Source organism: Dorea longicatena (assembly GCF_024168045.1).
GTDB lineage: Bacteria > Bacillota > Clostridia > Lachnospirales > Lachnospiraceae > Dorea_A.
Genome location: NZ_CP100126.1, coordinates 1,622,501 through 1,647,915, shown reverse-complemented (window position 1 = coordinate 1,647,915; position 25,415 = coordinate 1,622,501). Strand labels below are relative to the sequence as shown.

The 25,415-nt window shown below is 43.6% G+C and carries 25 protein-coding genes; 22 read left to right on the top strand and 3 right to left on the bottom strand.

The genetic code is table 11. From position 1 onward, the window contains the following. The first annotated feature begins 44 nt into the window (after positions 1-44). From zapA to recG, 12 genes are all read left to right on the top strand, one after another. A complete protein-coding gene (zapA, locus tag NKF87_RS07775; RefSeq protein ID WP_006427639.1) occupies positions 45-452 on the top strand; it encodes a cell division protein ZapA in 408 nt (135 codons plus the stop codon). Between the two features lie 59 nt (positions 453-511). Continuing rightward, positions 512-2,635, top strand: a complete 2,124-nt coding sequence (locus tag NKF87_RS07770; RefSeq protein WP_253583380.1) for a U32 family peptidase — start codon at positions 512-514, stop codon at positions 2,633-2,635. A gap of 8 nt (positions 2,636-2,643) precedes the next feature. Continuing rightward, positions 2,644-4,116 (top strand): FtsW/RodA/SpoVE family cell cycle protein, encoded by a 1,473-nt coding sequence (locus NKF87_RS07765; protein ID WP_117597390.1) that lies wholly within the window; start codon positions 2,644-2,646, stop codon positions 4,114-4,116. Between the two features lie 37 nt (positions 4,117-4,153). After that, entirely contained in the window at positions 4,154-5,482 is a 1,329-nt protein-coding gene (locus tag NKF87_RS07760) for a peptidoglycan D,D-transpeptidase FtsI family protein (RefSeq protein ID WP_253584324.1), read from the top strand. A gap of 21 nt (positions 5,483-5,503) precedes the next feature. Then, positions 5,504-5,827: a hypothetical protein gene (locus NKF87_RS07755; protein WP_028085828.1), complete on the top strand. Its 324-nt coding sequence runs from the start codon at positions 5,504-5,506 to the stop codon at positions 5,825-5,827. A gap of 1 nt (position 5,828) precedes the next feature. Then, positions 5,829-6,845, top strand: coding sequence for a DUF2953 domain-containing protein (locus NKF87_RS07750; RefSeq protein ID WP_253583379.1), 1,017 nt, complete (start codon positions 5,829-5,831; stop codon positions 6,843-6,845). A gap of 27 nt (positions 6,846-6,872) precedes the next feature. Beyond that, entirely contained in the window at positions 6,873-7,262 is a 390-nt protein-coding gene (locus NKF87_RS07745; RefSeq protein ID WP_055283804.1) for a GerW family sporulation protein, read from the top strand. 54 nt (positions 7,263-7,316) lie between these two features. Then, positions 7,317-7,454 (top strand): hypothetical protein, encoded by a 138-nt coding sequence (locus NKF87_RS07740; RefSeq protein ID WP_171029403.1) that lies wholly within the window; start codon positions 7,317-7,319, stop codon positions 7,452-7,454. A 121-nt stretch (positions 7,455-7,575) separates the two neighbouring features. Further along, entirely contained in the window at positions 7,576-7,764 is a 189-nt protein-coding gene (gene rpmB / locus NKF87_RS07735) for a 50S ribosomal protein L28 (protein ID WP_022415556.1), read from the top strand. A gap of 147 nt (positions 7,765-7,911) precedes the next feature. Further along, entirely contained in the window at positions 7,912-8,271 is a 360-nt protein-coding gene (locus NKF87_RS07730) for an Asp23/Gls24 family envelope stress response protein (protein ID WP_022415555.1), read from the top strand. A gap of 29 nt (positions 8,272-8,300) precedes the next feature. Further along, entirely contained in the window at positions 8,301-9,983 is a 1,683-nt protein-coding gene (locus NKF87_RS07725) for a DAK2 domain-containing protein (protein WP_118225679.1), read from the top strand. A gap of 146 nt (positions 9,984-10,129) precedes the next feature. Then, a complete protein-coding gene (recG, locus tag NKF87_RS07720) occupies positions 10,130-12,163 on the top strand; it encodes an ATP-dependent DNA helicase RecG (RefSeq protein WP_253583378.1) in 2,034 nt (677 codons plus the stop codon). Positions 12,164-12,321: 158 nt separating this feature from the next. Here the strand turns inward: recG and NKF87_RS07715 are convergent, their stop codons facing one another. Together NKF87_RS07715 and NKF87_RS07710 are read right to left on the bottom strand one after the other, a co-directional pair. Next, entirely contained in the window at positions 12,322-12,528 is a 207-nt protein-coding gene (locus NKF87_RS07715; protein WP_028085823.1) for an alpha/beta-type small acid-soluble spore protein, read from the bottom strand. 129 nt (positions 12,529-12,657) lie between these two features. After that, positions 12,658-12,936: a type II toxin-antitoxin system HicB family antitoxin gene (locus NKF87_RS07710; RefSeq protein ID WP_173792050.1), complete on the bottom strand. Its 279-nt coding sequence runs from the start codon at positions 12,934-12,936 to the stop codon at positions 12,658-12,660. A gap of 174 nt (positions 12,937-13,110) precedes the next feature. Between NKF87_RS07710 and NKF87_RS07705 the strand changes: the two genes are divergently transcribed. Continuing rightward, complete coding sequence (locus NKF87_RS07705; protein ID WP_420315297.1) at positions 13,111-14,295, top strand: D-alanyl-D-alanine carboxypeptidase family protein; 1,185 nt, start codon at positions 13,111-13,113, stop codon at positions 14,293-14,295. Between the two features lie 611 nt (positions 14,296-14,906). On the opposite strand, the gene NKF87_RS07700 is transcribed toward NKF87_RS07705, so the two are convergent. Continuing rightward, positions 14,907-16,694, bottom strand: coding sequence for an aminopeptidase P family N-terminal domain-containing protein (locus NKF87_RS07700; protein WP_253583376.1), 1,788 nt, complete (start codon positions 16,692-16,694; stop codon positions 14,907-14,909). A 117-nt stretch (positions 16,695-16,811) separates the two neighbouring features. Between NKF87_RS07700 and NKF87_RS07695 the strand changes: the two genes are divergently transcribed. The 9 genes from NKF87_RS07695 to NKF87_RS07655 all read left to right on the top strand — a co-directional run bounded on the left by NKF87_RS07695 (position 16,812) and on the right by NKF87_RS07655 (position 25,366). Beyond that, positions 16,812-17,690 (top strand): metallophosphoesterase, encoded by an 879-nt coding sequence (locus tag NKF87_RS07695; protein WP_253583375.1) that lies wholly within the window; start codon positions 16,812-16,814, stop codon positions 17,688-17,690. Positions 17,691-17,776: 86 nt separating this feature from the next. Then, the gene (locus NKF87_RS07690; protein ID WP_117597397.1) at positions 17,777-18,529 is read left to right on the top strand and encodes a segregation and condensation protein A; all 753 of its coding nucleotides are present in this window, start codon (positions 17,777-17,779) and stop codon (positions 18,527-18,529) included. Positions 18,530-18,539: 10 nt separating this feature from the next. Then, entirely contained in the window at positions 18,540-19,118 is a 579-nt protein-coding gene (gene scpB, locus NKF87_RS07685; protein WP_028085817.1) for an SMC-Scp complex subunit ScpB, read from the top strand. Positions 19,119-19,236: 118 nt separating this feature from the next. Then, on the top strand, positions 19,237-20,625 hold the full coding sequence (locus tag NKF87_RS07680) for a D-alanyl-D-alanine carboxypeptidase family protein (RefSeq protein ID WP_253583374.1): 1,389 nt from the start codon (positions 19,237-19,239) through the stop codon (positions 20,623-20,625). 162 nt (positions 20,626-20,787) lie between these two features. After that, positions 20,788-21,846, top strand: coding sequence for a recombinase RecA (recA, locus tag NKF87_RS07675; protein ID WP_028085816.1), 1,059 nt, complete (start codon positions 20,788-20,790; stop codon positions 21,844-21,846). A gap of 6 nt (positions 21,847-21,852) precedes the next feature. Continuing rightward, positions 21,853-22,458, top strand: a complete 606-nt coding sequence (locus tag NKF87_RS07670; protein WP_055283519.1) for a regulatory protein RecX — start codon at positions 21,853-21,855, stop codon at positions 22,456-22,458. Positions 22,459-22,556: 98 nt separating this feature from the next. Continuing rightward, positions 22,557-24,104 (top strand): ribonuclease Y, encoded by a 1,548-nt coding sequence (gene rny / locus NKF87_RS07665; RefSeq protein ID WP_253584322.1) that lies wholly within the window; start codon positions 22,557-22,559, stop codon positions 24,102-24,104. A gap of 88 nt (positions 24,105-24,192) precedes the next feature. After that, complete coding sequence (locus NKF87_RS07660) at positions 24,193-24,744, top strand: NUDIX hydrolase (RefSeq protein ID WP_117597399.1); 552 nt, start codon at positions 24,193-24,195, stop codon at positions 24,742-24,744. An 82-nt stretch (positions 24,745-24,826) separates the two neighbouring features. Continuing rightward, positions 24,827-25,366 carry a stage II sporulation protein M gene (locus tag NKF87_RS07655; RefSeq protein ID WP_253583373.1) on the top strand — a complete coding sequence of 180 codons (540 nt, stop codon included), beginning with the start codon at positions 24,827-24,829 and terminating at the stop codon, positions 25,364-25,366. Positions 25,367-25,415 lie beyond the last annotated feature (49 nt).

Below are 25,415 nucleotides of genomic sequence, written 5' to 3'. Positions count from 1 at the left end.
TTATAATAGTTATCAGAAATTATGAAAGTTCGAGGAGGCTTCTTATGGCATCATCAAAAAACTATACAGAAGTATTAATAGGAGGAAAGGTTTTTACTTTAAGTGGATTTGAAAGTGAAGACTATTTACAGAAAGTTTCTACATATCTGAACCATAAGCTGGACGAATGCAGCAATAGTGAGGGATATCGCAAGCAGAGCGCAGAGACCAGAAGTATTCTGCTGGCGCTGAACATTGCGGATGATTACTTTAAGGCGAAGAAGCAGGGCGGTACACTGGAAAGTGATATCGAGGCAAAAGATAAAGAGATGTATGACTTAAAGCATGAACTGATATCCGTTCAGATCAAGCTGGAGAATGCAGAGAAAGCGATGGACAAGCTGAAGGAAGAGAATAAGGAACTTCAGATGAAGATCGTACAGCTGGAAACAGAGATTAAGAATAATAAGTAAGAATTAGGCTGTCACACGACAGCCTTTTTTACAAGAAAGAAAAGACAGGATAAGAGACTATGAACAGAGTGGTAGAGATATTGGCACCGGCAGGTTCGATGGAATGCCTGCAGGCAGCAATAGCCGCAGGTGCGGATGCAGTATACCTTGGCGGTACCAGATTTGGAGCAAGGGCATATGCACAGAATCTTTCGGAAGAAGATATGGTGCAGGCAATTGAATACGTACATATTCACAGAAGAAAGATATATATGACGGTGAATACACTTCTGAAAGACAGGGAGATGGAGGAATTGTATGCATATCTGCTTCCGTATTACAGAGCGGGACTGGATGGAGTGATCGTACAGGATATCGGTGTGGTAAAGTATATCAGAGAGCATTTTCCCAAGATGCCGGTACATGCAAGTACACAGATGACCATTACCAATACGCTCGGAGCGGATCATTTAAAACAATACGGAATCACGAGAGTCGTGCCGGCGAGAGAACTTTCGCTCGGGGAAATCCGTGATATGAAGAGACAGACGGGACTGGAGATGGAATGTTTTGTACATGGAGCACTGTGCTATTGTTATTCCGGACAGTGCCTTCTGAGCAGTATGATCGGTGGACGGAGCGGCAACAGAGGACAGTGCGCACAGCCGTGCCGTCTTCCTTATCAGATAGATGGAAAGAAACCGGCAGATCTGATGAGTCTGAAGGATCTGTGTACAATAGACATTTTGCCGGAACTGATCGATGCGGGGGTTGATTCATTTAAGATAGAAGGAAGAATGAAGCAGCCGGAATATGTCTATACGGTTGTAAGGATGTATCGGAAATATGCGGATCATTATCTTAAGCTTCAGAAAGAAGGAAAAGACAGATCGGCATACCGGGTGTCAGAGGCTGATAAACGGGAACTGCTTGCTGCTTACCAGAGGCGTGGTTATTGTGAGGGCTACTATCATCAGCATAACGGCAGAGATATGATATCATTGAAGCGTCCGAAGAATGCCAAAGATGGCAACACTGAGGAAAAACCGTGGCAGGATATAAAAGTACAAGAAAAAATTAATGGTATTTTAACATTTTCTGTCGGAAAGCGTGCTAAACTAACAGTATCGTATGGCAATATTACCGTGGAATGTACCGGTCAGGAAGTTCAGGAAGCGCAAAAGCAGCCGTTGGATCCGAAAAGAATTGAAAAACAGATGAGAAAGACCGGCAATACAGAGTTTGTGTTTGAACGTCTGAAGATCCATACAGAAGGAAATGTGTTCCTGCCGATGCAGGCGCTGAATGAACTGCGAAGAGAAGGAATCAAAGAACTGACAGAGAAGATACAGATGCAATACCGGAGAGAAGAAGCGGATTGTGAGACAGAAACAAAAAAAATCGTGGAAAAGAACAGCACCGGAAAGGAATGCAGTATATCTGCGTCTGTGCAGTCAAAAGCACAGCTTGAGGCAGCGGTAAACAGCGGAGTACGGTGTGTGTATCTGGATGAGAAGATAGAATTTGAACGTGAAAACGGCGTACAGTATTTCCTTGCGATGCCATACATTTTCAGGGAACGTACGATCCGCAGATATGAACGTATGTATGCAAAAATCGAGGAAAAATATGATGGTATACTGATCCGCAACTGGGAGAGTTATGCGTGGCTCAGACAACATGCATACCAAAAAGAAATCCGCAGTGATTATAATCTCTACATTTTTAATCAAAAAGCAAAAGAAGAGTTGAAGGATCTGGGGATCGGACAGGGAACAGCGCCGGTGGAATTGAATGATCGTGAGCTGGCAGAACTTGGGATAGGAGAACAGGCATTTATCGCATATGGATACCAGCCGGTGATGGTCAGTGCGGGCTGTATAAAGAAGACCAGTGCTTCCTGTGACGGAAAAGGCGGAGTACTTACGATTTCTGACCGTTATCAGAAGGAGTTTACAGTCAGATGCTATTGCAGAGACTGTTATAATGTAATGTATAATTCAGCACCGTTGTTCCTGGCGGATAAGGCGGAAGAGATCAGAAAGCTGATGCCTGCACAGATACGGCTGGATTTTACAGTTGAGAATAAAGAACAGGTAAAAGAAATCTGTAAGATATATATGAATGCATTTACAGAAGGAAAAAAGATGGAACCTCAGATACGGGAGTATACGAGGGGGCATTTTAAAAGAGGAGTAAAGTAGGTGGAAAGTTGGTAAACATAATTGTACAGTTATCAAAATATCTGATGATACTGATGATCACAGTGTATACGTATCTGTGTTTCAGTATCTTCGGATATTATGATCCGGATAAAAAGAAACGTTGTCTCAGGAAGCAGAATGTGCTGATGTTTGTGATGCATCTGACGGCATTTCTTGTGATGTATCTGGAAAAAAAAGATACAAAGATTCTGGCATTGTATCTGATGCAGGTGACGCTTCTTGGAGGAACGATCCTGTTGTATAGCTTTATTTATCCGAAAGTATCACGTCTGGTTGTAAATAATATGTGTATGCTGCTCAGCATCGGTTTTATCATGATCACCAGACTGAATTATGATAAGGCTGCGAAACAGTATCTGATCGCGGCAGCAGGAATTGTGCTCTGCCTTGTGATTCCGATCATTATCCGAAAAGCACGTTTTCTGTCAGAATGGAGAATTCTTTACGGAATTATCGGTATCGTGTCGCTGGCGGTAGTAGTGGTTGTAGGTAAGGTGTCTTATGGTGCAATGCTTGGCTTTACGGTTGCCGGAATCAACATCCAGCCATCAGAACTTGTGAAGATTGTCTTTGTGTTCTTCGTGGCATCGAGTTTTAAGCGTTCTACAGAATTTAAAGATATTGTGGTGACGACGGCAGTTGCAGCATTTCATGTGTTGATCCTTGTGGCATCTAAGGACCTTGGTGCGGCGCTTATTATCTTCGTCGTATATCTGGTCATGTTATATGTGGCAACACATCAGCCGCTTTATATTCTCGCAGGACTTGGTGCGGGAAGTGCCGGAGCAGTTGTGGCGTATCATCTGTTTACGCACGTTAAGACGCGTGTAAATGTATGGAGAGACCCGTTTGGAACATATGATAAAGGCGGTTATCAGGTAGCACAGTCATTATTTGCCATCGGGACCGGCGGATGGTTCGGAGCGGGACTTTATCAGGGACAGCCGGACACGATTCCGGTATCGGCAGAGGACTTCATCTTTTCTGCAATTTCAGAAGAGATGGGGCTGATCTATGCGATGTGTCTGATACTGATCTGTGTGAGCTGTTATGTGATGTTCTTAAATATCGCAATGCAGCTGCATAATCTGTTTTATAAGATGGTAGCGCTGGGACTTGGTACCTGTTATATATTCCAGGTGTTTTTAACGATCGGAGGAGCGACAAAGTTCATTCCGTCAACAGGTGTAACACTTCCGCTGGTAAGCTATGGCGGAAGTTCTCTGATCAGTACGCTGATCATGTTTGCAATTATCCAGGGACTGTATATTTTAAGAGAAGACGAGGAAGAGGATATTGAGAGAAGGAAGAAAGAACGGTTACGAGCAAAGAGAAGCCGACAGGAGAGTGCGGCGGGATATCGAGAGGCAGAATATGACCCGCAAAGAGCGAAAAGAAGCCAAAAAGCGCGAAAAGAAGCGGCTCAAGGCAAAGCGCGCAAGAAACAAAGAGTTCGCTAGAGTTACGTATGTATTCGTAGCGCTTTTTCTGGTACTGCTGGGATATATCGGATATTTTCAGGTAAAAAAAAGCCAGGAGATCATCAGAAGTCCTTATAATGCCAGACAGAATTCGAATGCAAAGAGGGTGACCCGGGGAACAATTGTAGATAGGAACGGGAATGTGCTTGCGAAGACCGATACGGCAGCAGACGGAAGCGAGACAAGAGAGTATCCTTATGGCGATGTATTTGCACATGTGGTCGGTTACAGCGTACAGGGCAAATCCGGGATCGAATCTCTGGAGAATTATGACCTGCTGACTTCGGATGAGAATTTCCTGATCAAGTTGAAGAATGAATTCCAGGATAAAAAAAATATGGGAGACACGGTTGTGACAACACTGGATTCGGACCTTCAGGAAGCGGCATATCAGGCACTGGGAGAGAAAAAAGGTGCGGTAGTGGTGATGGAGCCGAAGACAGGAAAGATCCTTGCCATGGTATCTAAGCCGGACTTTGATCCGAATACGGTAGAATCCAGCTGGAACGCTCTGAGTACAGATGAAAACAGTGTACTGTTGAATCGTGCGACACAGGGGCAGTATGCACCGGGTTCTACGTTCAAAGTTGTGACACTTCTGGAATTCATGAGGGAGAATCCGGATTACAGTTCTTATTCTTATAATTGTACCGGTTCGATCGAGAACAGTGGAATTAAGATTCACTGCTATAACGGACATGTCCACGGGCAGGTCAGTCTGGAGGAAAGTCTGGCATATTCGTGCAACACATCTTTTTCGAATATAGGACTTTCACTGGATTCGGTGAAATTTAAGAAGACGGCGGAGGAAGTTCTGTTTGATTCAAAACTGCCTTCGGATCTTCCGTATAGTAAGAGCAGCTTTACGATGGATAGCTCTGCCGGAAACGGTACAAAGATGATGACGGCGATGGGACAGGGGGAGACGCAGGTAAGCCCGTATCATATGGCACTGATCACATCTGCTATCGCCAATGGCGGAAAGTTGATGAAACCGTATCTGGTTGACAAGGTGACAAATGCATCGGGAGCGGTCATGAAAGAGACGGATCAGAAAGAATATAAGCAGCTTATGACAGCTGAAGAAGCTGCCCAGATCAAAGAATACATGAAGAGTGTAGTAGATTACGGTACAGCATCTGTATTGAGCGGACAGAGCTACACAGCAGCGGGAAAGACCGGTACGGCAGAATATAGTTCCGATAAAGAAAAAGACCACTCCTGGTTCATCGGTATGTCGAATGTGGAAGATCCGGAACTGGTTGTAAGCGTGATCATTGAAGCTTCGGATGGAACTGCAAAGGCGGTAAATGTTGCAAAAGAGATTTTTGACTCGTATTATTAGAAGTATAGAAGGACGGGAAATATGCGATACTATAAGCATCTGTACCTGACAGAAGGACTGGAAAAGAAAAAAGAGAAAATCATCCGCAAGCTGGAATCCGGAAAACTGCAGCCGAGTGTGCATGTGATCACGCTGGCAATCAGTGAAAAGAATCAACTGGAAATCTATCCGACACTCCAGTTTAAGCAGCCTGCATTTCCGGAACAGGATCTGTTCGTGGTAGGAATTACAAAAGGATATGAGGAAGCGGTAGAACTGGTAGAACAGATCGTACAGGAAGTATATGAACAGACGGGCGGATGTGATATACGGTCTTATATATTAGAAAAAGAGCAGGGAAGATAAGATGGTGTTACATATTCTTTTGATCATTTTAAAAATAATAGGGATCATAATTGCAGTGATTCTCGGGCTGCTGCTTCTGCTTCTGGTGACCTTTTTGTGTGTTCCGGTGAGATACCGGCTCGATGCGTCAATGCCCGGAGAGATAAAGGAAAGCAGCGCATACGGCCGCGTGACGTGGTTCTTGCGCCTGATACGGATCGATGTGTCATTTGAAGAGCAGGAGTTAAAATGGCGGGTAAGGATTGCGTGGAAATCTTTCGGAAGTGAACCGCAGAAAAGCGGACATACAGATACTGAGAAGAAAAAATCGGAAGATCGTCCGGTGAAAACAGACGTTGAGAAAACAGAAACTGCGAAGATAGAATCTGAGAAGGAGGAAGCTCATGAAAAAGAGAATACAGCTTCGAAAGAAAACCGGAAAGAACAGAGAGTGGAAAGCAGTAGCAGACTATCGGAAATGGAAGAAGAGCCTGAAGAAGAAAAAAGAACTGTGGAGAGCAGTAAAACGCTTCCGGAGAATGTGGAAGAAATCCCGGAAAATACTCCTGAAAAAGCTGGGAGATTTGCGAAGATAAAATGTACAATCTTAAAGTTCTGTGATAAGATAAAGCATACGGTTGGACATGCAGAAGAAAAGCTGGACAGCATATTGGATAAGAAAGAAAGAATTATGAAGGAATTGGAAGATCCGGTGCACAGGAAAGCTTTTTCGAAGGTGAAAAAAGAGGCGGGCAAGCTGTTAAAGCGTTGGAAGCCGAAAGTAATAAAAGGTGAAGTTCAATTTGGATTCGAAGATCCGTACCATACAGGACAGGCACTGGCGGGGTTAAGTATGATCTATCCGTTTATCGGAGAGCATCTGTTAGTGGAACCTGATTTTGAAAGAAGGATACTGAAAGGGAAAGTCAGAGTCCGCGGTGGATTCCGCATGATGCCGTTGGTCTGCTTCCTGTGGAACCTGGTGTGGTGCAGCGAGATCAGAAAGACATATCATGATATCCGCAAGTTTCAATTATAGATATAGAGAATGCAAGGAGGAAAGAAGATGGCTGAGAATAATTTCAAAGGGACTGTAGAAGCGCTGTTCCATGGTATGGACGGAGTGGTATCATCCAAGACGGTAGTAGGAGAAGCAATCCATATCGGCGATACGATTATTTTACCACTGGTAGATGTATCCTTTGCGGTAGGCGCAGGTGCGTTCAACGCAGATAAGAAAGAAAAAGGTGCCGGAGGTATCGGCGGGAAGATGACACCAAGCGCGGTGCTGGTCATTCAGAATGGTCACACCAAGCTTGTGAACATCAAGAATCAGGATACGATCACGAAGCTGCTGGATATGGTACCGGATGTGATGGATCGTTTTACATCCCGAAAAGAAGATAACGTTACGGAAGAGGATGTGAATAAGATCCTTGACGAAGCAGAAAAATAGCAGACATTTTTTGTGGCAGTGTACATATAATGTACAAAAAGCAGGTGTGTGTCTGTGAAAAGAATCGTAGGATTTGCATTGTTCTGGATAGCGGCAGGAATGCTTCTGGCACTGGTCATACCAGGTTTGTTCTGCCAGATTTTGTGTATGATCCTGTGCGTTGCAGTGGGATATTGCCTGTTTTGTTGCTGAAAATCGAAAAGTAAACAAAAAAATATCAAATAACTCTTGCAATTCTTGCAACAGTCTGCTAGAATAACTATTGTTGCGAGTTCGGACAAAGAACTTATTATGAGCGTTAGGAGGTGCAGTCATGGCAAAATGTGCTATTTGTGAAAAGGGTGCTCACTTTGGAAACAATGTCAGCCACTCTCATAGAAAATCACCAAAGATGTGGAAATCAAATGTAAAATCTGTTCGCGTGAAAACCGAAAACGGAGCTACAAAGAAGATGTATGTTTGTACTTCTTGTTTGAAATCAGGAAAAGTTGAGCGTGCATAAGATGTATTGAAACTCAGATTTCGATGTGTGGAATCTGAGTTTTTTTGCGCAATAAGAACTATTGTAATTAGCGGTAAAACAGAGTATAATAAAATATATTATGTTTTGATTTAGATAGAAGATAATAAAAGAAGTGGAGGTTTTGCTATGAAAGGGTGTATGAGTACAGATTTGGGAATTATTACCATTGATCCTGAAGTAATTGCAAAATATGCAGGAACAGTGGCGGTTGAATGTTTTGGTATTGTTGGAATGGCAGCTGTAAATATGAAAGATGGCCTGGTTCATCTGCTGAAAAAGGAGAGCCTGACAAGAGGAATCCATGTAAATATAAGTGATGATAATCATATCAGTATTGACTTCCACATTATTGTGGCATACGGTGTAAGCATTTCCGCTGTAACAGATAATCTGATCAGTGATGTGAAGTACAGAGTGGAAGAATTTTCCGGTATGCAGGTAGATAAGATCAACGTCTATATTGAAGGCGTAAGAGTCATTGATTAGTTTGTGGATTTTAAGGAGGAACGTAAGAAGTGGCTACGAAAACGATTAATGTGGACGTGCTTGCAAAGATGTTTCTTGCAGGTGCTCAGAACATTGAAGCAAAGAAAGACTATATCAACGAATTGAATGTATTCCCGGTACCAGATGGAGATACAGGTACAAATATGTCTATGACGATCATGTCAGCGGCAAAAGAAGTAACAGCATTAAATAACCCGGAGATGAAGGATCTTGCAAAGGCAATCTCTTCCGGATCCCTGCGCGGGGCGAGAGGTAACTCAGGAGTTATCTTATCTCAGCTTTTAAGAGGATTTACAAAGGCGATCAAAGAAGAGAAAGAGATTGATGTGCTTGCACTTGCTGCGGCATGCCAGAGAGCAAGAGATACTGCTTACAAGGCTGTTATGAAGCCGAAGGAAGGAACCATCCTTACTGTTGCCAGCGGAATTGCGACAAAGGCAGCAGAGATGGCTGAAGAGACAGATGATCTGGAAGTATTCATCCCGGCTGTGATCGAATATGCAGAGGAAGTGCTGAATAAGACACCAGAGATGCTTCCGGTATTAAAAGAAGCAGGTGTGGTAGATTCCGGCGGACAGGGACTTCTGGAAGTGATTAAAGGCGGATATGATGCATTCCTTGGTAAAGAGATTGATTACAGTTCGATCAAACCAAGTACAAGTGTTACCGTGAATAAGGTGAATGCAGAAGATACGGCAGATATCAAATTTGGATATTGTACAGAATTTATCATTCTGACAGAAAAAGAATTTACCGAAGAAGATGAACATGAATTCAAGAAATTCTTAAGCTCGATCGGAGATTCCATCGTATGTGTTGCGGATGATGATGTCGTGAAGATCCACGTACACACCAATGATCCGGGACTTGCGATCCAGAAAGCGCTGACTTATGGACAGCTTTCTAAGATGAAGATCGATAATATGCGTGAAGAACATCAGGAAAAACTGATCCGTGATGCGGAGAAGCTTGCAGAAGAACAGGCAAAAGAAGAAGCTGCATACGAAGAAAAGAAGACAGCAGAGCCGAGAAAGGCAATGGGATTCATTACCGTTTCCATTGGAGCCGGTATGAATGAGATATTCAAAGAACTGGGTGCAGATTATATCATCGAAGGCGGACAGACCATGAATCCAAGTACAGAGGACATGCTGAATGCTATCGATCAGGTAAATGCAGATACGGTATTTATCCTTCCGAACAACAAGAACATTATTCTGGCAGCAAACCAGGCAAAATCATTGGTAGAAGATAAAGAGATCATCGTAATCCCTACTAAAACTGTACCACAGGGAATTACAGCGATCATTAACTTTATGCCGGACGCAGATGCCAAGACAAATGAAGAGGCTATGTTGGAAGAGATCAAGAATGTAAAGACCGGTCAGATGACGTATGCGGTAAGAGATACACATATTGATGACAAAGAGATCCATGAAGGAGATATCATGGGTATCGGTGACAGTGGAATCCTTGCGGTAGGAAAAGATCTGGAAGAGACTACAAAAGAACTGATTGCGAATCTGGTAGATGAAGATTCCGAACTGATCAGTATCTATTACGGAGAGGAAGTATCAGAAGAAGAGGCGGAGAAATTCGCAGGAGAGATAGAAGAACTGTATCCGGATGTAGATGTGGATATTCAGTTTGGCGGACAGCCGATCTATTACTATGTGCTTGCTGTAGAGTAAGAGATAAAGTATAGAATTATATACAGAACCGGATCTGTATATCCAGAGTGAGAGAAGCTCCTGGTATATAGATCCGGTTCTTTGTATCCGGATGAGTTTTGTGATGAAGAGATTGGATTTACAGGATGGAGGGAAGGAAGCATCGTATGATAGAAAAGACAGATATCGGAGATTTGAAAGGAATCGGAGAGAAGACGAAAAAGCTCTTCGAAAAGATCAATATACATACGGTAGGTGATCTGATCCGTTATTATCCGCATGGATATGATGTGTACGAGGAAGCGGTGCCTGTCAGTGAACTGGAAGAAGACAAGATCCAGACCGTTACAGGCGCAATCTACGGTCGTGTGCAGGTATCCGGAAGCAGCCGGATGCAGGTGACAACGCTGTATGTAAAAGATATTACCGGAATATTAAAGGTAATCTGGTTTCGTATGCCATTCTTGCGGAATACGTTATCCGGCGGAGGTGTGATCACCCTGCGTGGAAGAGTCGTTCGCAAGAAAACGGGTGATCTGGTTATGGAGCATCCGGAGATATTCTATCCATCTGCAAAATATGAAGAGAAACTGCATACATTACAGCCGGTCTATGGTCTGACCTCCGGACTATCCAACAACATGGTCATGAAGGCTATGAAACAGGCTTTGGACGGCCTGGATCTTACCAGAGAGATCCTGCCGGATTCCCTGCGTTTGAAATATGGTCTGGCGGAATATAACTATGCTGTGAGAGGAATCCATTTTCCCGAAGATAAAGAAGTCTTTTATCATGCGAGAGAACGTCTGGTATTCGAGGAATTCTTAGAGTTTATTCTGTCGATCAGGAGATTAAAGGAGAAAAATGAACGTCTGGAAAACAATTATCCGATGCAGTCACGCCCGGAGGTAGAGACATTTCTGAAGAGTCTGCCGTTTGAACTGACCGGCGCACAGACAAAGGTCTGGAAAGAGATTGAAAAAGATCTCGGTTCGGAGAAGACGATGTCAAGGCTGGTGCAGGGAGATGTGGGCTCCGGTAAGACGATCGTTGCGGTGCTTGCACTGATGAATGCGGCATTCAATGGCTGTCAGGGAGCAATGATGGCACCGACAGAAGTGCTTGCAAGACAGCATTATGAGAATATTACGAAGATGTTCGAAGAGTATGATATTCCAATCAAGGTAGAACTTCTGACGGGATCTATGACAGCAAAAGAAAAACGGCGGGCATATGACCGTATCGAGTGCGGACTGGCGAAAATCATCATCGGAACACATGCGCTGATCCAGGGGACCGTAAGTTATGATAATCTGGGACTTGTTATAACCGATGAGCAACATAGATTTGGAGTAAAACAGAGAGAAACATTTGCGTTAAAAGGCGGGGAGCCGCACGTGTTAGTCATGAGTGCGACACCGATTCCGCGAACACTTGCCATCATTTTATACGGAGATCTGGACATCTCGATGATCGATGAACTTCCTGCAAATCGTCTGCCGATCAAAAACTGCGTGGTAGATACCGGATACCGCAACACAGCCTACAACTTCATGAAAAAGCAGATCGCAGAAGGACGGCAGTGCTATGTAATCTGCCCTATGGTAGAAGAAAGTGAGACGATGGAAGCGGAAAATGTTACGGATTATACGGTGGCACTTCAGGAAGAGATGGGAGAACAGATCCAGGTAGCCTGTCTGCATGGCAAGATGAAGCAGGCACAGAAAGACGATATCATGGATCGTTTCGGAAGAAATGAGATCCAGATACTGGTATCGACAACTGTGATCGAAGTCGGAATCGATGTGCCGAATGCAACGGTTATGATGATTGAAAATGCAGAGCGTTTCGGCCTTGCTCAGCTTCACCAGTTGAGAGGACGTGTGGGACGTGGAAAACACCAGTCCTACTGTATCTTCATGAGTGCGTCAAAATCGAAAGAAACAAAAAAACGGCTGGATATCCTGAATCATTCGAATGACGGATTCAAGATCGCAAGTGAAGACTTAAGACTCCGCGGACCGGGAGACCTTTTTGGAATCCGTCAGAGTGGTCTTATGAACTTTAAACTGGGAGATGTCTATCAGGATGCGAAGATCCTTCAGATGGCAAACGAGGCGGCAGACCAGCTCACAGAAGAAGATGAAGAATGGATCCGGAAACTGCCGAATTATGAGAATGCGGCGGAAGTTGTGCTGTAATCGGATTGTTTATATGGTACATTCCGCAGATATGGATGGATATAGCGGCAAAAAAATAATCAACACATGACAACTTCGTATGATAGAAGTCATGTGTTGATTTTTTGATCTTTTAGTTTTTCATTCTGTGTTTCCAGCCTGTTACAGATACTGTGCGGTTATTTACCTGCCATCTGTTTTTCCTGCTGTTCGATCATTTTCTTGACCATATAACCGCCGACAGATCCATTCTGTCTGGATGTCAGGTCTCCGTTGTAGCCATCTGATAACGGAACTCCAAGTTCACTTGCTACCTCGTACTTGAATTTGTCTAATGCACCCTTTGCTTCAGGTACGGCTGTTTTGTTTGATGAACGATTTGCCATTTTTTATACTCCTCCTTTTGGTAACTTTGTAACTTTTTCCTTGTCGTTACATCCATAGTATGTGGAGAAATACAATTAATACACTAGAAGTGTTTTCATAATCTGGAAATATTTTCAGATTAAAAATGACTATTCGTCCCAGCCTTCGTAGAAGCGGATGTTCATAGAAATATTGCGGACGATCTCGCCTTCTTTTACTTCAATATCTTCAATGTCAGATACATATGGGATCAATGGATCATCTTCGGAAAGTTCCAGTGTGATCCAGTCGCGTGCAGCTTCGTTGGCACTTTCAATGGCTTCATCTAAAGTCTCGCCTTCACCATAACAACATTCCAGATCCGGGAAATATCCTTTATAGTGTCCTTCTTCGGTTTTGTGAAATACTGCAGGGTATATGAATTTCATAATTTTGTCATCCTTTCAAAATGTGTTCCTGTCTATTATATGATTTTCGGAGTGGGAAAACAATAGGTGGATGGAATAATGTACAATTTCTCCGAGTAAGATAATAATAATCGAAAGGATGTCAGCGAGGAATCAGATGCGATGCGGCATAGACGATGTATCAGTGCAATACTAATGTCTTTTGTACTATTTTTACAACCGGTATATGCAGTTCCGCCGGAAGAGAATCAACCGGAAAATTCACAAGAAAATAATAAAGAAAATGAGAAAAGACAACAGGAGCAGATCAGTGCACCGTCGGCAATTCTGATGGAAGCGTCAACAGGACAGATCATATATGAGAAAAATCCGGATGAGAAATTACCACCGGCAAGTGTAACAAAAGTTATGACATTGCTGTTGATATTCGATGCACTGGAAAGCGGCCAGATCAAGCTGGCGGATGAAGTGACAACATCTGAATATGCGGCGTCCATGGGCGGTTCACAGGTGTTTCTGGAGCCTGGGGAGACACAGACGGTAGATACGCTGATCAAATGTATCTCTGTAGCCAGCGCAAACGATGCCTGTGTATCAATGGCTGAATATATCTGTGGAAACGAAGAAGAATTTGTTGCAAAGATGAACAAACGGGCAAAGGATCTTGGCATGAAAAATACACATTTTGTAAATTGCAACGGATTGGATGCAGAAGGTCATCTGACAACGGCAAGAGATATTGCACTGATGTCAAAAGAACTGATCACTACATATCCGCAGATCTTCGATTACTGTAACATCTGGATGGAGAATATCACACATAAAACCCAAAAGGGCGAATCAGAATTCGGACTTACGAATACAAACAAACTGATCCGTCAGTATGAATATGCAACCGGGTTAAAGACCGGCTCTACCAGTAAAGCCAAATTCTGTGTATCCGCAACCGGAAGGAAAGGCGACATCGATCTGATCGCCGTGATCATGGCAGCAGACGACAGCAAAGCCAGAGTCAGAGATGCGATCACTTTATTGAATTATGGTTTCGGAAAATGTCAGAAATATACAGAAAAAGAACAAAAGAAGATATCACCGGTCGAAGTCAGAGGCGGGACGGAAAAAGAGGTGAAGGTACGTCAGAAAGATACATTCACCTACGTGGACACCACAGGCGCTGACCTGTCCAAAATAAAGAGCAAAACAAGAAAAGACAAGAATGTAAAAGCACCATTAAAAAAAGGCGAAAAAGTAGGTGAAACAGTCTATTATCTGGATAGAAACAAGATTGGAGCAAGAGATATTGTTACGACAGAAAAAGTTGAGAAACAAAATTACGGCAGTGCGTTGGAAAATGTGCTGGAAGAGTATTTTGGGATTTAATTCAGGAAGGCTGTGGATACCCGAACCGGAATAAAGCTTGGAAAGGCGTTCCTGCTCAGGTTCCATCGGCGGGTCAATTCTAAAGGGGCAAAATTCTGCTAAAAGCAGGCTTTCAAAATTTGAAACTCGGCATACGCCTCAGACAGTCAAATTTTGAAAACCTAACGCAGAATTTTACCCCTTAAGAATTACCAACGCCTCTTTCACATTCACTGGAACACCTTTCCAAGTTTTATTCCGTGTGTATCAAATGCCTTACGAATGAAATGGCAAATGCGTAACCGTAGTGGCTTCCGCCGGGTTACACTTCCGGGCATTTTATTTATTAACATTCGCTGCCAGTCACGACTTGAAGGAAACAATAGATAAGGATTATTGTGAATGTGGAATGCCGTTAGAAACAGTTAGAGAGTCAGAAGCACCGTTAAAGGAACGAAGCGAACGTGTTTGAGGCGAACGCCGAGTTTGAGCGTAGTTCCTTTGCTTTTAGGTGGTTCTGACTCTCTTAGTGTTTCTTATGGTATGGAACCTGAACAAGAAGCCTTATCTATTGTTTCCTTCAAGGACTGAGAGGCCACTTCCCCGGTTAATAAATTAAATCCCAACTAAATTTAAATAGCCCGAGTATATTCCTTCAACCACTCACGTTCCTCTTCACTAAGATGCGGAGCAACAATCTCATAAACTTTCTTATGATACTCATTTAACTGCTCGCGCTCCTGATCGGTTAACATTTCAGGAATAATCGCATCCAGATCGATCGGTACGTATGTGATAGGTTCAAAGTACAGGAACTGTCCATATTCATTCTTAGGACCTTTTCTTACCAGAAGTTCGTTCTCTGTACGGACTCCGTGGCTGCCTTCGATATAGATACCAGGTTCGTCTGTGATGACAAGTCCGTCCATCAAAGGATCCTGCTCTTTTTCACGGATTGCGCAGCGGAATCCGCAGGAAGCTTCGTGGATGTTCATCAGATATCCGACATCATGTCCGGTACCGTGGTTAAAGTTGATGCCACGTCTCCATGCCGGCATTCTGGCCAGAACATCCAGGTTGTATCCGGTAGTTCCTTCAAGGAACACGGCATGTGCAAGATTGAAGTTACACTGTAATACAGTTGTGAAATCTTCTTTCATCTGCTGTGTGAGTTCACCAAATGCAAAAGTACGGCTGATATCGGTAGAACCTTCTAAGTATCCTCCGCCTGTATCGGTCAGGAATAATCCGTTCTGTGTCAGAGGAACATCTGTCTCCGGAGTCGGTTCATAGTGAACGATCGCAGCATGCTCAGCGGAAGCGCAGATTGGTTCAAAGCTCTGCCATAAGTAACCTTCCTGTTCTTTACGCAATGTTTCCAGTTTGGCAGCAGCACTGAGCTCTGTGATCTCGATCTTGCCGATATTTGTCTTCAGCCAGTACATCCATTTTGTCATGGCTACGGCATCTTTTTTATGAGCGTTGATGATGTTTCTGATCTCGACATCATTTTTCTTTGCTTTCATTGCAATCGTCGGGTTCACCTGCTGAACAACCTTTGTGCCGCCAGGAATGTTGTTGAACAATGCATAGTTCAGACGGTTCGGGTCTACCAGAACAGTAGATGCAGTGTCTAAGTTCTTGATGTCCTCATAGATTGCATTATACGGGTGGATGGTGATGTTGTTCTTTGCAAGATCAGCTTTCATATCGTCATTTAATTTGCGTTCATCGATGTAAAGTTTCATTTCGTCCATTGTGATGACTGCATAAGAAAGTAATAATGGGAAGAAATCTACATCATCTCCACGTAAATTCGTGATCCAGCATACATCGTCAAGTGCAGCGATAACATGTACATCGGCACCTGCCTTTTTCATAGCCTCACGGACACGTGCAAGTTTGCTCTCTGTACTTTCACCTGTGTATTCTTCGCCGAGTGCGAAAGCCGGCTTTTCAGAAAGCGCAGGACGGTCTGTCCATACTTCTCCGACAAGATCTTCGGAATAGTTGATCTTGGCATTTTTAGAAGCAACGGCTTCTTCCAGTGCAGCTCCCTCTTCGATGGCAACGACACGTCCGTCGAATCCGAGTGTACCACCTTCCGGTAATGCAGAAGCAATAAATTCTTCTACTGTAGGAACGCCTGGCTCGCCCATCTTATAGAGCTTTACGCCTGTTCCGGCTAACTGCTGGTCAGCCTGAAGAAAATATCTTCCGTCAGTCCAGAGGCCTGCTTCATCCTTTGTGAAGACAGCAGTTCCGGCAGAACCTGTAAATCCTGTGATATATTCTCTTACTTTAAAATGATCGCCGACATATTCACTCTGATGAAAATCATCGGTAGGAACCATGTAGACGTCATATCCTCGTTCTTCCATTAATGCGCGAAGAGCGGAGATTCGTTCTGGTATATTCATAACAAAAACCTCCTTATAATGAATTGAATAACCTACAAGAATGAATTTTAGCACAATTAATTGAAAATGAACAGAAAGAATTATATAATAAATCAATATGTAAAGGAGAAATTAAAATTGATAAAAATAATTCTGATAATTATGACGGTTTTCATTTTATACTGTATGATAGAAACGGCAAGAGAACTGCGGGATTTCCGTCTGACAAAGTACCGGATTTGTTCGCCGAAGTTAAATGGAATCAGGGGGACAAAGAAGATCATATTTTTGAGTGATCTGCACAACCGGATGTACGGAAAAGAAAATGAGCGCTTGCTGGAAAGCATCAAAAACCAACATCCGGATCTGATCCTGATCGGAGGGGATATGTTGGTCAGAAAGGATGGCAATTCCTATGACAGGACGGTACGCTTCCTGGAAAAACTTCCGGAAATCTGCCCGGTCTACTGTGCGAATGGTAATCATGAACAGAAGCTGAAAGAACTGCCGGATAAGTATGAACAGTCTTATGAAGGATATAAGAAGGCACTGACAGCATGCGGAATCTATATGCTTGAAAATACTTCGGAGACGGTAAGATTGGATGAAGCACCTGTAAGAATCTCCGGGTTGGAGATTCCGCTTGGGGCATATGCAAGATTGGGGAAGAAAGACCTTCCGTTAAAAGAAATCACAGACCGTATTGGAGAGCACGGCGAGGAATATCAGATCCTGCTTGCACATCATCCCGGATATATACAGGAATATCTGGAATATGGAGCAGATCTGATACTGAGCGGACATTATCACGGGGGTGTGATGCAGCTTCCGGGGATCGGCGGGGTGATTTCACCGGATTTTACACTATTTCCAAAATATTCCGGAGGAATATACAGGGAAGGAGCACAGACGGTGGTCGTAAGCCGCGGACTGGGAACACATTCTGTGCCGGTAAGATTGTGGAACTGGCCGGAACTGATCGTTCTTGAACTGTCCGGCACTTCGGAAGAGATGTAAATGAGAGAAGGTAAATAAAAGATAAAGACTTGAGTAATTTCCAGATGTCCTGTATAATAATTAAGTTATGACAATGGAGGATGTGTATGGGAATTCCGGTAAAATTACAGGTGTTTGAAGGTCCGTTAGACCTGCTGTTACATTTGATTGAAAAAAATAAAATAGATATCTACGATATTCCAATCGTTGAGATCACGAACCAGTATATGGAATACATCAAAGCCATGCAGAAAGAAGATCTGAATATTATGAGCGAATTTCTTGTGATGGCAGCGACGCTTCTGGATATCAAATGCAGGATGCTTCTTCCCAAAGAAGTGAACGAAGAGGGAGAAGAAGAGGATCCGAGACAGGAACTGGTAGAACAATTGCTGGAATACAAGATGTATAAATTCATGTCCTATGAGTTGAAAGACCGGGAGCTGGACGGTGATCGGATCATGTATAAGACGGCATCGATCCCGGATGAAGTGAAAGGATATGTTCCGCCGGTAGATCTGGATAAACTGCTGGGCGATCTGACGCTGGTGCAGCTCAACCGCATTTTCAAAGAAGTGATGAAACGGCAGGAAAGTAAGGTTGACCCGGTACGAAGTAAATTCGGCAAGATCGAGAAGGAAGAAGTAACACTTCCGGACAAGCTTGATTATGTAACGGAATATGCGAGATCTCACAGAAAATTCGGATTCCGTGCACTGTTAAAAAAGCAAAGTTCCAAGGTGCAGGTAGTCGTTACATTTCTTGCAATCCTGCAATTGATGAAAGAAGGCGTGATTTTTATCGAACAGGATCAGCCGTTTGATGAGATTATGATCACATCGAAAGTGGAAGAAGTATAGGGAAGAGAACATGGCAAAGTTAAAAATAAAACAGATGGAAGGAATCATTGAAGCGATTCTTTTTACAATGGGGGATTCTGTAGAGGTCGGGAAGATTGCCCGGGCATTGGAACAGGATGAAGCAACGACCCGTAAGGTGATACATAAGCTGATGGATAAATATGCGGCCGAAGATAGAGGAATCCGCATTATAGAACTGGACGGTGCGTATCAGATGTGTACAAAAACAGAGATGTATGAATATCTGATCCGTGTGGCATCCCAGCCGAAAAAACACGTTCTTACCGATGTCCTTTTGGAGACATTGTCGATCATTGCATATAAGCAGCCGGTCACAAAGCTTGAGATCGAAAAGATCCGCGGGGTGAAATCAGACCATGCGGTGAATAAATTAGTGGAATATAATCTGGTGTGCGAAAGAGGACGTCTGGACGCTCCGGGAAAACCGATCCTTTTCGGAACAACGGAAGAATTCCTGCGCCGGTTCAGTATTCATTCGCTGGATGATCTGCCAAGTCCGAATCCGGAACAGGTAGAGTCGTTCAAGGAAGAAGCAGAAGAAGAAGTACAGTTAAAATTAGATATATAGAAGATGTGGCAGGAAATAACATGGAAAATCATTTCACGCGGCAGACAGCCGGTGGAGTGATTTTTTTGTTTTTTCGGGCATATATTTTCTTAACGGAATATACCCGGAGTGGAGAAATATGAAAAGACGGCCGCATAAAATCGTATCGGTGGTATTGCTGGTGGTATTGATTGCCAGCATGGGCATGGCATGCCGTATACAGAGTCTGGAATCAAGGAATAAAAGGTGGGCAGAGAATACGGAGACTGCCGGGAAGATTCTGACCGAATCGGGGAAAAAAGAGGCACAGAAGCAGACGGATGGAACGGAGAACGATGCTGCTGCGCAGAATGCGAAGCGGGTGTTCGGGGATGAACCGGCAGAACTTTATGCCAGATCGGCGGTGCTGATGGATGCGGACAGCGGCCGGGTATTGTTCGGGAAGGATGCAGATGTGGTCCGTCCGATGGCAAGTACAACGAAGATTATGACGTGTATCCTTGCGTTGGAATACTTGCGGGAACATCCGGATCAGACGATAGAAGTATCGGATCAGGCTGCGTCCCAGCCGAAGGTACATCTTGGGATGCAGAAAGGGGAAGTGTTCTACATCAAAGACCTGTTGTATTCCCTGATGCTGGAATCGCATAATGACAGCGCTGTGGCTGTGGCAGAGGGCATTGCCGGAAGTGTAGAAGAATTTGCAAAAGAAATGAATGCAAAAGCTGCAGAGATCGGCTGCAAGAACACCCACTTCATTACGCCGAACGGACTGGATGCGGAAGATGAAGGCGGCGTACATTTTACAACGGCGGAAGACCTGGCGAAGATCATGCGGTACTGTATTATGACATCCGGGGAAAAGGAGACATTTCTTGAAGTGACCCGGACGAAGGAATATCAGTTCCAGGATACAGACAGGAAGCGTACATTTTCGTGTCATAATCATAATGCATTCCTGGATATGATGGACGGGGCACTGAGCGGCAAGACGGGATTTACGGCAGAGGCGGGATATTGTTATGTGGGAAGCTTAAGACGGGATGAGCGTACCTTTATCGTGGCACTTCTGGCATGCGGATGGCCGGATAATAAAGGATATAAATGGAAAGATACAAGGAGGTTGATGGAGTATGGACTGGAACATTATCACTACCGGGAAGTGTACAGGAATACGGTACCGGATAAATTACTGGTAGTGGATGCATTTGATCCGGAAATTCCGTATCAGACCTCAGAAAAGATCTCGTTGAGAGTGAAGAACAGCGAGAAATCAAAAAAAATCCTGCTGCGGGAGGAAGAAGAGATCCGCATGGAAATAAAGACGGTAAAATGCAAAAAAGCACCGGTAAAAAAAGGAGAAAAAGCAGGAACCGTTTCGTATTATCTTGCTGATGAAAAAATTGCAGAAAATGTGGTTGTAACGGAGCGTGCGGTTGAAAAAAGAACCTGGGAAAAATGCATGAAAATAGTAATGGCGAAATTCTTGACGCTGGAAAGCCTTGTGTGGTATGTTAAATATGTCTGAATCACAGATGGTTGTATTCTTTTACATTTCTGTAGAGTATTCCAGAATATACAAGAGAAAAATGATGAGGGAAAAATTAAATATTGACATTCGGGATGAAGTATAATACTATATTAACCAAAGGACGAACACTCGTTCGATGAACGAAAAAGGAGAATTAACATGGCAAATGAAGATAAAAAGCGCGCATTGGATGCGGCGATCGCAAAATTAGAGAAAGATTTTGGTAAAGGAACAGTTATGCGTCTGGGAGATCCGTCAGCACAGGTAGCAGTAGAGACCATTCCTACCGGTTCATTAAGTCTGGATCTTGCACTGGGACTTGGCGGAGTACCGAAGGGACGTATTGTTGAGATCTATGGACCGGAGTCCAGCGGTAAGACGACGGTTGCATTACATATGATCGCAGAAGTACAGAAGAGAGGCGGTATTGCAGGATTTATCGATGCAGAGCATGCGCTGGATCCTGTTTATGCGAAGAATATCGGAGTAGATATTGATGAACTTTATATTTCACAGCCGGACAGTGGAGATCAGGCGTTGGAGATCACAGAGACAATGGTAAGATCAGGAGCAATGGATATTATCGTAGTCGATTCTGTTGCCGCACTGGTTCCGAAGCAGGAGATCGAAGGAGATATGGGAGACAGCCATGTCGGACTGCAGGCAAGATTGATGTCCCAGGCACTTCGTAAGCTGACACCGGTAATCAGCAAGTCTAACTGCGTAGTTATCTTTATCAACCAGCTGCGTGAGAAGGTGGGCGTAATGTTCGGTAATCCGGAGACTACAACCGGTGGACGTGCGCTGAAGTTCTATTCGTCTGTACGTATGGATGTCAGAAGAATTGAGACACTGAAGCAGAGCGGTGAGATGGTTGGTAACAGAACCCGTGTGAAGATCGTGAAGAATAAGATTGCACCTCCGTTTAAAGAGGCAGAATTCGATATTATGTTCGGTAAGGGAATTTCCAAAGAAGGAGATATCCTGGATCTTGCAGTGAAATGTGATCTGGTAAGCAAGAGCGGCGCATGGTTCGCATATAATGGTGACAAGATCGGTCAGGGAAGAGAGAATGCGAAGACATATCTTTCCGAACATCCGGAGATCATGGAAGAGCTGGAGCAGAACATCCGTGCACACTATCATATTGGAGCGGAAGGTGACATGGAAGAGACCGAAGAAGCTGCAGCAGAAGGAATCACAAAAGAGGAAGAATAATATATGATGACGGTTACGAAGATAGAACCGCTGTCAAAGACAAGATATAAAGTGTATTTAGACGGACAGTTTGCCTTTACTCTCTATAAGGGCGAACTGTCCCGTTATCATATAGCGGAAGAATCTGTGATCGAAGATGACATCTATGACAGCCTCCGTCTGATCGTTATCAAGAGGGCGAAGCTGCGGGCAATGCATCTGCTTTCCGATATGGGAAGAACAGAATCACAGCTTAGGACCAAGTTAAAACAGGGCGGCTATGCGGAAGATGCAGTGGAGGCGGCAATCCGGTATGTGAAGTCCTTCGGCTACATTAATGATATGGAATATGCAAGGAGTTTTATTGACAGCAGGAAAGATCGGAAAAGTAAAAAAGAACTTTATGCGGCACTTTTGCAAAAAGGGGTTCCGGCAGAAATTGTAGAACAGGTATTTGAAGAAGCGGACTACGGGGAGAAAGATTCCAGACAGGCGATCGAGGCACTGATGCGGAAGAGAAGTTATAATCCGGAAACAGCCGATGTGAAGGAAAAACAGAAAATGATGGGTTATCTGATGCGTAAAGGATTCAGTTATCAGGATGTCCGCAATGTGTTACAAGTTTGTGAGTGAAAGCTTGACATATTTGTGTAAAAAGTATAAAATTGTTTTGTTGTAATAATCGTACAATGAAAATTTAATAAGGAGGTGCTCCTGTGCCGATAGGAACAATGATTGTTGTAGCAATCGTACTTATCGTTGTGGCTGTTGCGGCCGCTGTGCTCAGTCATTTTTTGACAGTCTCCAACCTGAAGAACAATGCAGAATCCAAAATCGGAAATGCAGAGGCAAAGGCCAGAGAGATCATTGATGATGCAGTAAAGACAGCGGAGACCAAGAAGAAGGAGTCTCTTTTGGAAATCAAGGAAGAGTCTATCAAAAATAAGAACGAACTTGAAAAAGAGACGAAGGAACGCAGATCGGAATTGCAGCGTTACGAGAAGCGTGTACTTTCCAAAGAGGAAGCTCTTGATAAAAAATCAGAGGCCATTGAAAGACGAGAAGCAGGATTTACAGCGAAAGAAGAAGAACTGAAGCAGCGCGAAGCGAAAGTGGAAGAGCTGAGTCAGCAACGTGTACAGGAACTAGAAAGAATCTCAGGACTTACCTCCGAACAGGCAAAAGAATATTTGTTAAAAACTGTTGAAGAAGATGTAAAACATGACACTGCAAAGATGATCAAGGAATTAGAAGCGCAGGCAAAGGAAGAGGCAGACAAGAAGGCAAAAGAATATGTTGTTACTGCTATCCAGAGATGTGCGGCAGATCATGTTGCGGAAACTACAATTTCGGTTGTACAGCTTCCAAGTGATGAAATGAAAGGAAGAATTATCGGACGTGAAGGACGTAATATCCGTACTTTAGAAACGCTGACGGGTGTAGAACTCATTATTGATGATACGCCGGAAGCAGTGGTTCTTTCCGGATTTGATCCGATAAGAAGAGAAGTTGCAAGAATCACGCTGGAGAAGCTGATTGTTGACGGACGTATTCATCCGGCAAGAATTGAGGAGATGGTTGAAAAAGCGCAGAAAGAAGTTGACACGATGATTCGTGAAGAGGGTGAATCAGCCGCACTGGAAGTTGGAGTGCACGGAATTCATCCGGAACTGCTCAAACTTCTCGGACGTATGAAGTTCAGAACAAGTTACGGACAGAATGCTTTAAAGCATTCCGTTGAAGTGGCTCAGTTGTCAGGACTTCTTGCAGGAGAGATCGGATTAGATGTCAGACTTGCAAAACGTGCAGGACTTCTTCATGACATCGGTAAATCGATCGATCATGACGTAGAAGGCTCTCATATTCAGATTGGTGTGGATCTTTGTAGAAAATACAAAGAATCTGCTACTGTGATCAATGCAGTAGAAGCACATCACGGAGATGTAGAACCGGAAACTCTGATTGCGTGTGTGGTACAGGCTGCAGACACGATTTCGGCAGCAAGGCCGGGCGCAAGAAGAGAAACATTAGAAACATACACAAACAGGTTAAAACAATTAGAAGATATCACCAACCAGTTCAAGGGTGTTGATAAATCTTTTGCAATTCAAGCAGGTAGAGAGATTCGTGTTATGGTAGTTCCAGAACAAGTATCTGATGCAGATATGGTATTGCTGGCTAGAGATATTGCGAAACAGATTGAATTTGAATTAGAATATCCAGGACAGATTAAAGTCAATGTAATCCGTGAGTCACGTGTTACAGACTATGCCAAGTAGAAGATAAATGAATGACAAAAACCGGTTGATCCATGTGTCAGCCGGTTTTTTGTTATCAAAACAAATAGCAGAATCGGGAGGAAAAGATATGAGTGAAGACGTAAAGCGTATGGGAAGAGAACTGGCATACCAGGGGACTGTTTTGAAAGTATATAAAGACCATATGAAGTTTTCCAATGGAAATACGGAAGACTGGGATTTTATCCATCATGACGGAGCGGCAGCAGTTATTCCGGTTATGGATGATGGTAAGATACTGATGGTAAAACAGTATCGGAATGCGTTGGAAAGAGATACATTGGAGATCCCAGCGGGCAAGCTGGATGATCCGGATGAAGAAGGGATTGTATGTGCATCTCGGGAACTGAAGGAAGAGACCGGGTACAGTTCCGATGATCTGGAATGGCTCCTTACAATCCGTACAACGGTTGCGTTCTGTGATGAAAGAATTGAAGTCTTTGTTGCAAGGAATCTGATTCCGGGGGAACAGCATCTGGATGAAGATGAATTTGTAGATGTGAAAGCTTACAAACTGGAAGAACTCAAGGAGATGATCTTTGAAGGAAAGATTCAGGATTCCAAGACGATGGCAGCAATCCTTGCGTATGAGTCGAAATATCTGCATGGACAGAATGCATAGAACAGATAAACTGCGATAAAAGCATATCCACGGGAATAGCACATATAATGAAGTATCCGGACGAAAAAAAGGAGAATGCTGTGTGAGGATACAAGGCGAACAAAAATATGTGCTTTTGGCAGGAATGACAGGTTTTTTGCTAGGGATATGCAGTGCAAATCTCTGGATGAAACAGTATGTGCTGGATATCGGAATACTGAACCAGTATTTTCTGGAACAATATAACCGGGCAGACATCGTATATGAAGCGTATTTGTGGTATCTGGTAAAAAGCAGAGGAACTCCGTTTGTGCTGCTTTTGGCTGCAGCAGGAACGCGCTACAGGAAAACGGCAGTTATGCTGACAGTGGTATGGCTTGGATTCTGTTTTGGTATGGTAATCTGTATGGCAATCATAAAATTAGGAAGCAAAGGGATCGTACTCATCGTTACCGCACTTGCACCACAGGGAATCTTTTATGTAATGGCAGGGATCGTGTTATTCCGCTATATGCTGGAATATCCAATGGTGAGATGGGATGCGGGAAGAAGTATCCGGCTTGGCCTGTTTCTGATGCTGGGGATCATTACAGAGTGTTATGTAAATCCGGTACTTACAGGCTTGTTTTTGAAGACACTGTAAATATACAAAAATGTAGAATAAAAGAACCGATACATGAAAAAATATGTTT

Excerpts from the sequence above, each read along its gene's own strand:
- rpmB (WP_022415556.1), top strand. The coding sequence starts at position 7,576 with ATGGCAAAATGTGCTATTTGTGAAAAGGGTGCTCACTTTGGAAACAAT.
- NKF87_RS07745 (WP_055283804.1), top strand. The coding sequence starts at position 6,873 with ATGGCTGAGAATAATTTCAAAGGGACTGTAGAAGCGCTGTTCCATGGT.
- NKF87_RS07700 (WP_253583376.1), bottom strand. The coding sequence starts at position 16,694 with ATGAATATACCAGAACGAATCTCCGCTCTTCGCGCATTAATGGAAGAA.
- NKF87_RS07670 (WP_055283519.1), top strand. The coding sequence starts at position 21,853 with ATGACGGTTACGAAGATAGAACCGCTGTCAAAGACAAGATATAAAGTG.
- NKF87_RS07690 (WP_117597397.1), top strand. The coding sequence starts at position 17,777 with ATGGGAATTCCGGTAAAATTACAGGTGTTTGAAGGTCCGTTAGACCTG.
- NKF87_RS07710 (WP_173792050.1), bottom strand. The coding sequence starts at position 12,936 with ATGAAATTCATATACCCTGCAGTATTTCACAAAACCGAAGAAGGACAC.
- NKF87_RS07715 (WP_028085823.1), bottom strand. The coding sequence starts at position 12,528 with ATGGCAAATCGTTCATCAAACAAAACAGCCGTACCTGAAGCAAAGGGT.
- scpB (WP_028085817.1), top strand. The coding sequence starts at position 18,540 with ATGGCAAAGTTAAAAATAAAACAGATGGAAGGAATCATTGAAGCGATT.
- NKF87_RS07750 (WP_253583379.1), top strand. The coding sequence starts at position 5,829 with ATGGTGTTACATATTCTTTTGATCATTTTAAAAATAATAGGGATCATA.
- recA (WP_028085816.1), top strand. The coding sequence starts at position 20,788 with ATGGCAAATGAAGATAAAAAGCGCGCATTGGATGCGGCGATCGCAAAA.
- zapA (WP_006427639.1), top strand. The coding sequence starts at position 45 with ATGGCATCATCAAAAAACTATACAGAAGTATTAATAGGAGGAAAGGTT.
- NKF87_RS07755 (WP_028085828.1), top strand. The coding sequence starts at position 5,504 with ATGCGATACTATAAGCATCTGTACCTGACAGAAGGACTGGAAAAGAAA.
- NKF87_RS07770 (WP_253583380.1), top strand. The coding sequence starts at position 512 with ATGAACAGAGTGGTAGAGATATTGGCACCGGCAGGTTCGATGGAATGC.
- recG (WP_253583378.1), top strand. The coding sequence starts at position 10,130 with ATGATAGAAAAGACAGATATCGGAGATTTGAAAGGAATCGGAGAGAAG.
- NKF87_RS07705 (WP_420315297.1), top strand. The coding sequence starts at position 13,111 with ATGTCTTTTGTACTATTTTTACAACCGGTATATGCAGTTCCGCCGGAA.
- NKF87_RS07730 (WP_022415555.1), top strand. The coding sequence starts at position 7,912 with ATGAAAGGGTGTATGAGTACAGATTTGGGAATTATTACCATTGATCCT.
- NKF87_RS07680 (WP_253583374.1), top strand. The coding sequence starts at position 19,237 with ATGAAAAGACGGCCGCATAAAATCGTATCGGTGGTATTGCTGGTGGTA.
- rny (WP_253584322.1), top strand. The coding sequence starts at position 22,557 with ATGATTGTTGTAGCAATCGTACTTATCGTTGTGGCTGTTGCGGCCGCT.
- NKF87_RS07660 (WP_117597399.1), top strand. The coding sequence starts at position 24,193 with ATGAGTGAAGACGTAAAGCGTATGGGAAGAGAACTGGCATACCAGGGG.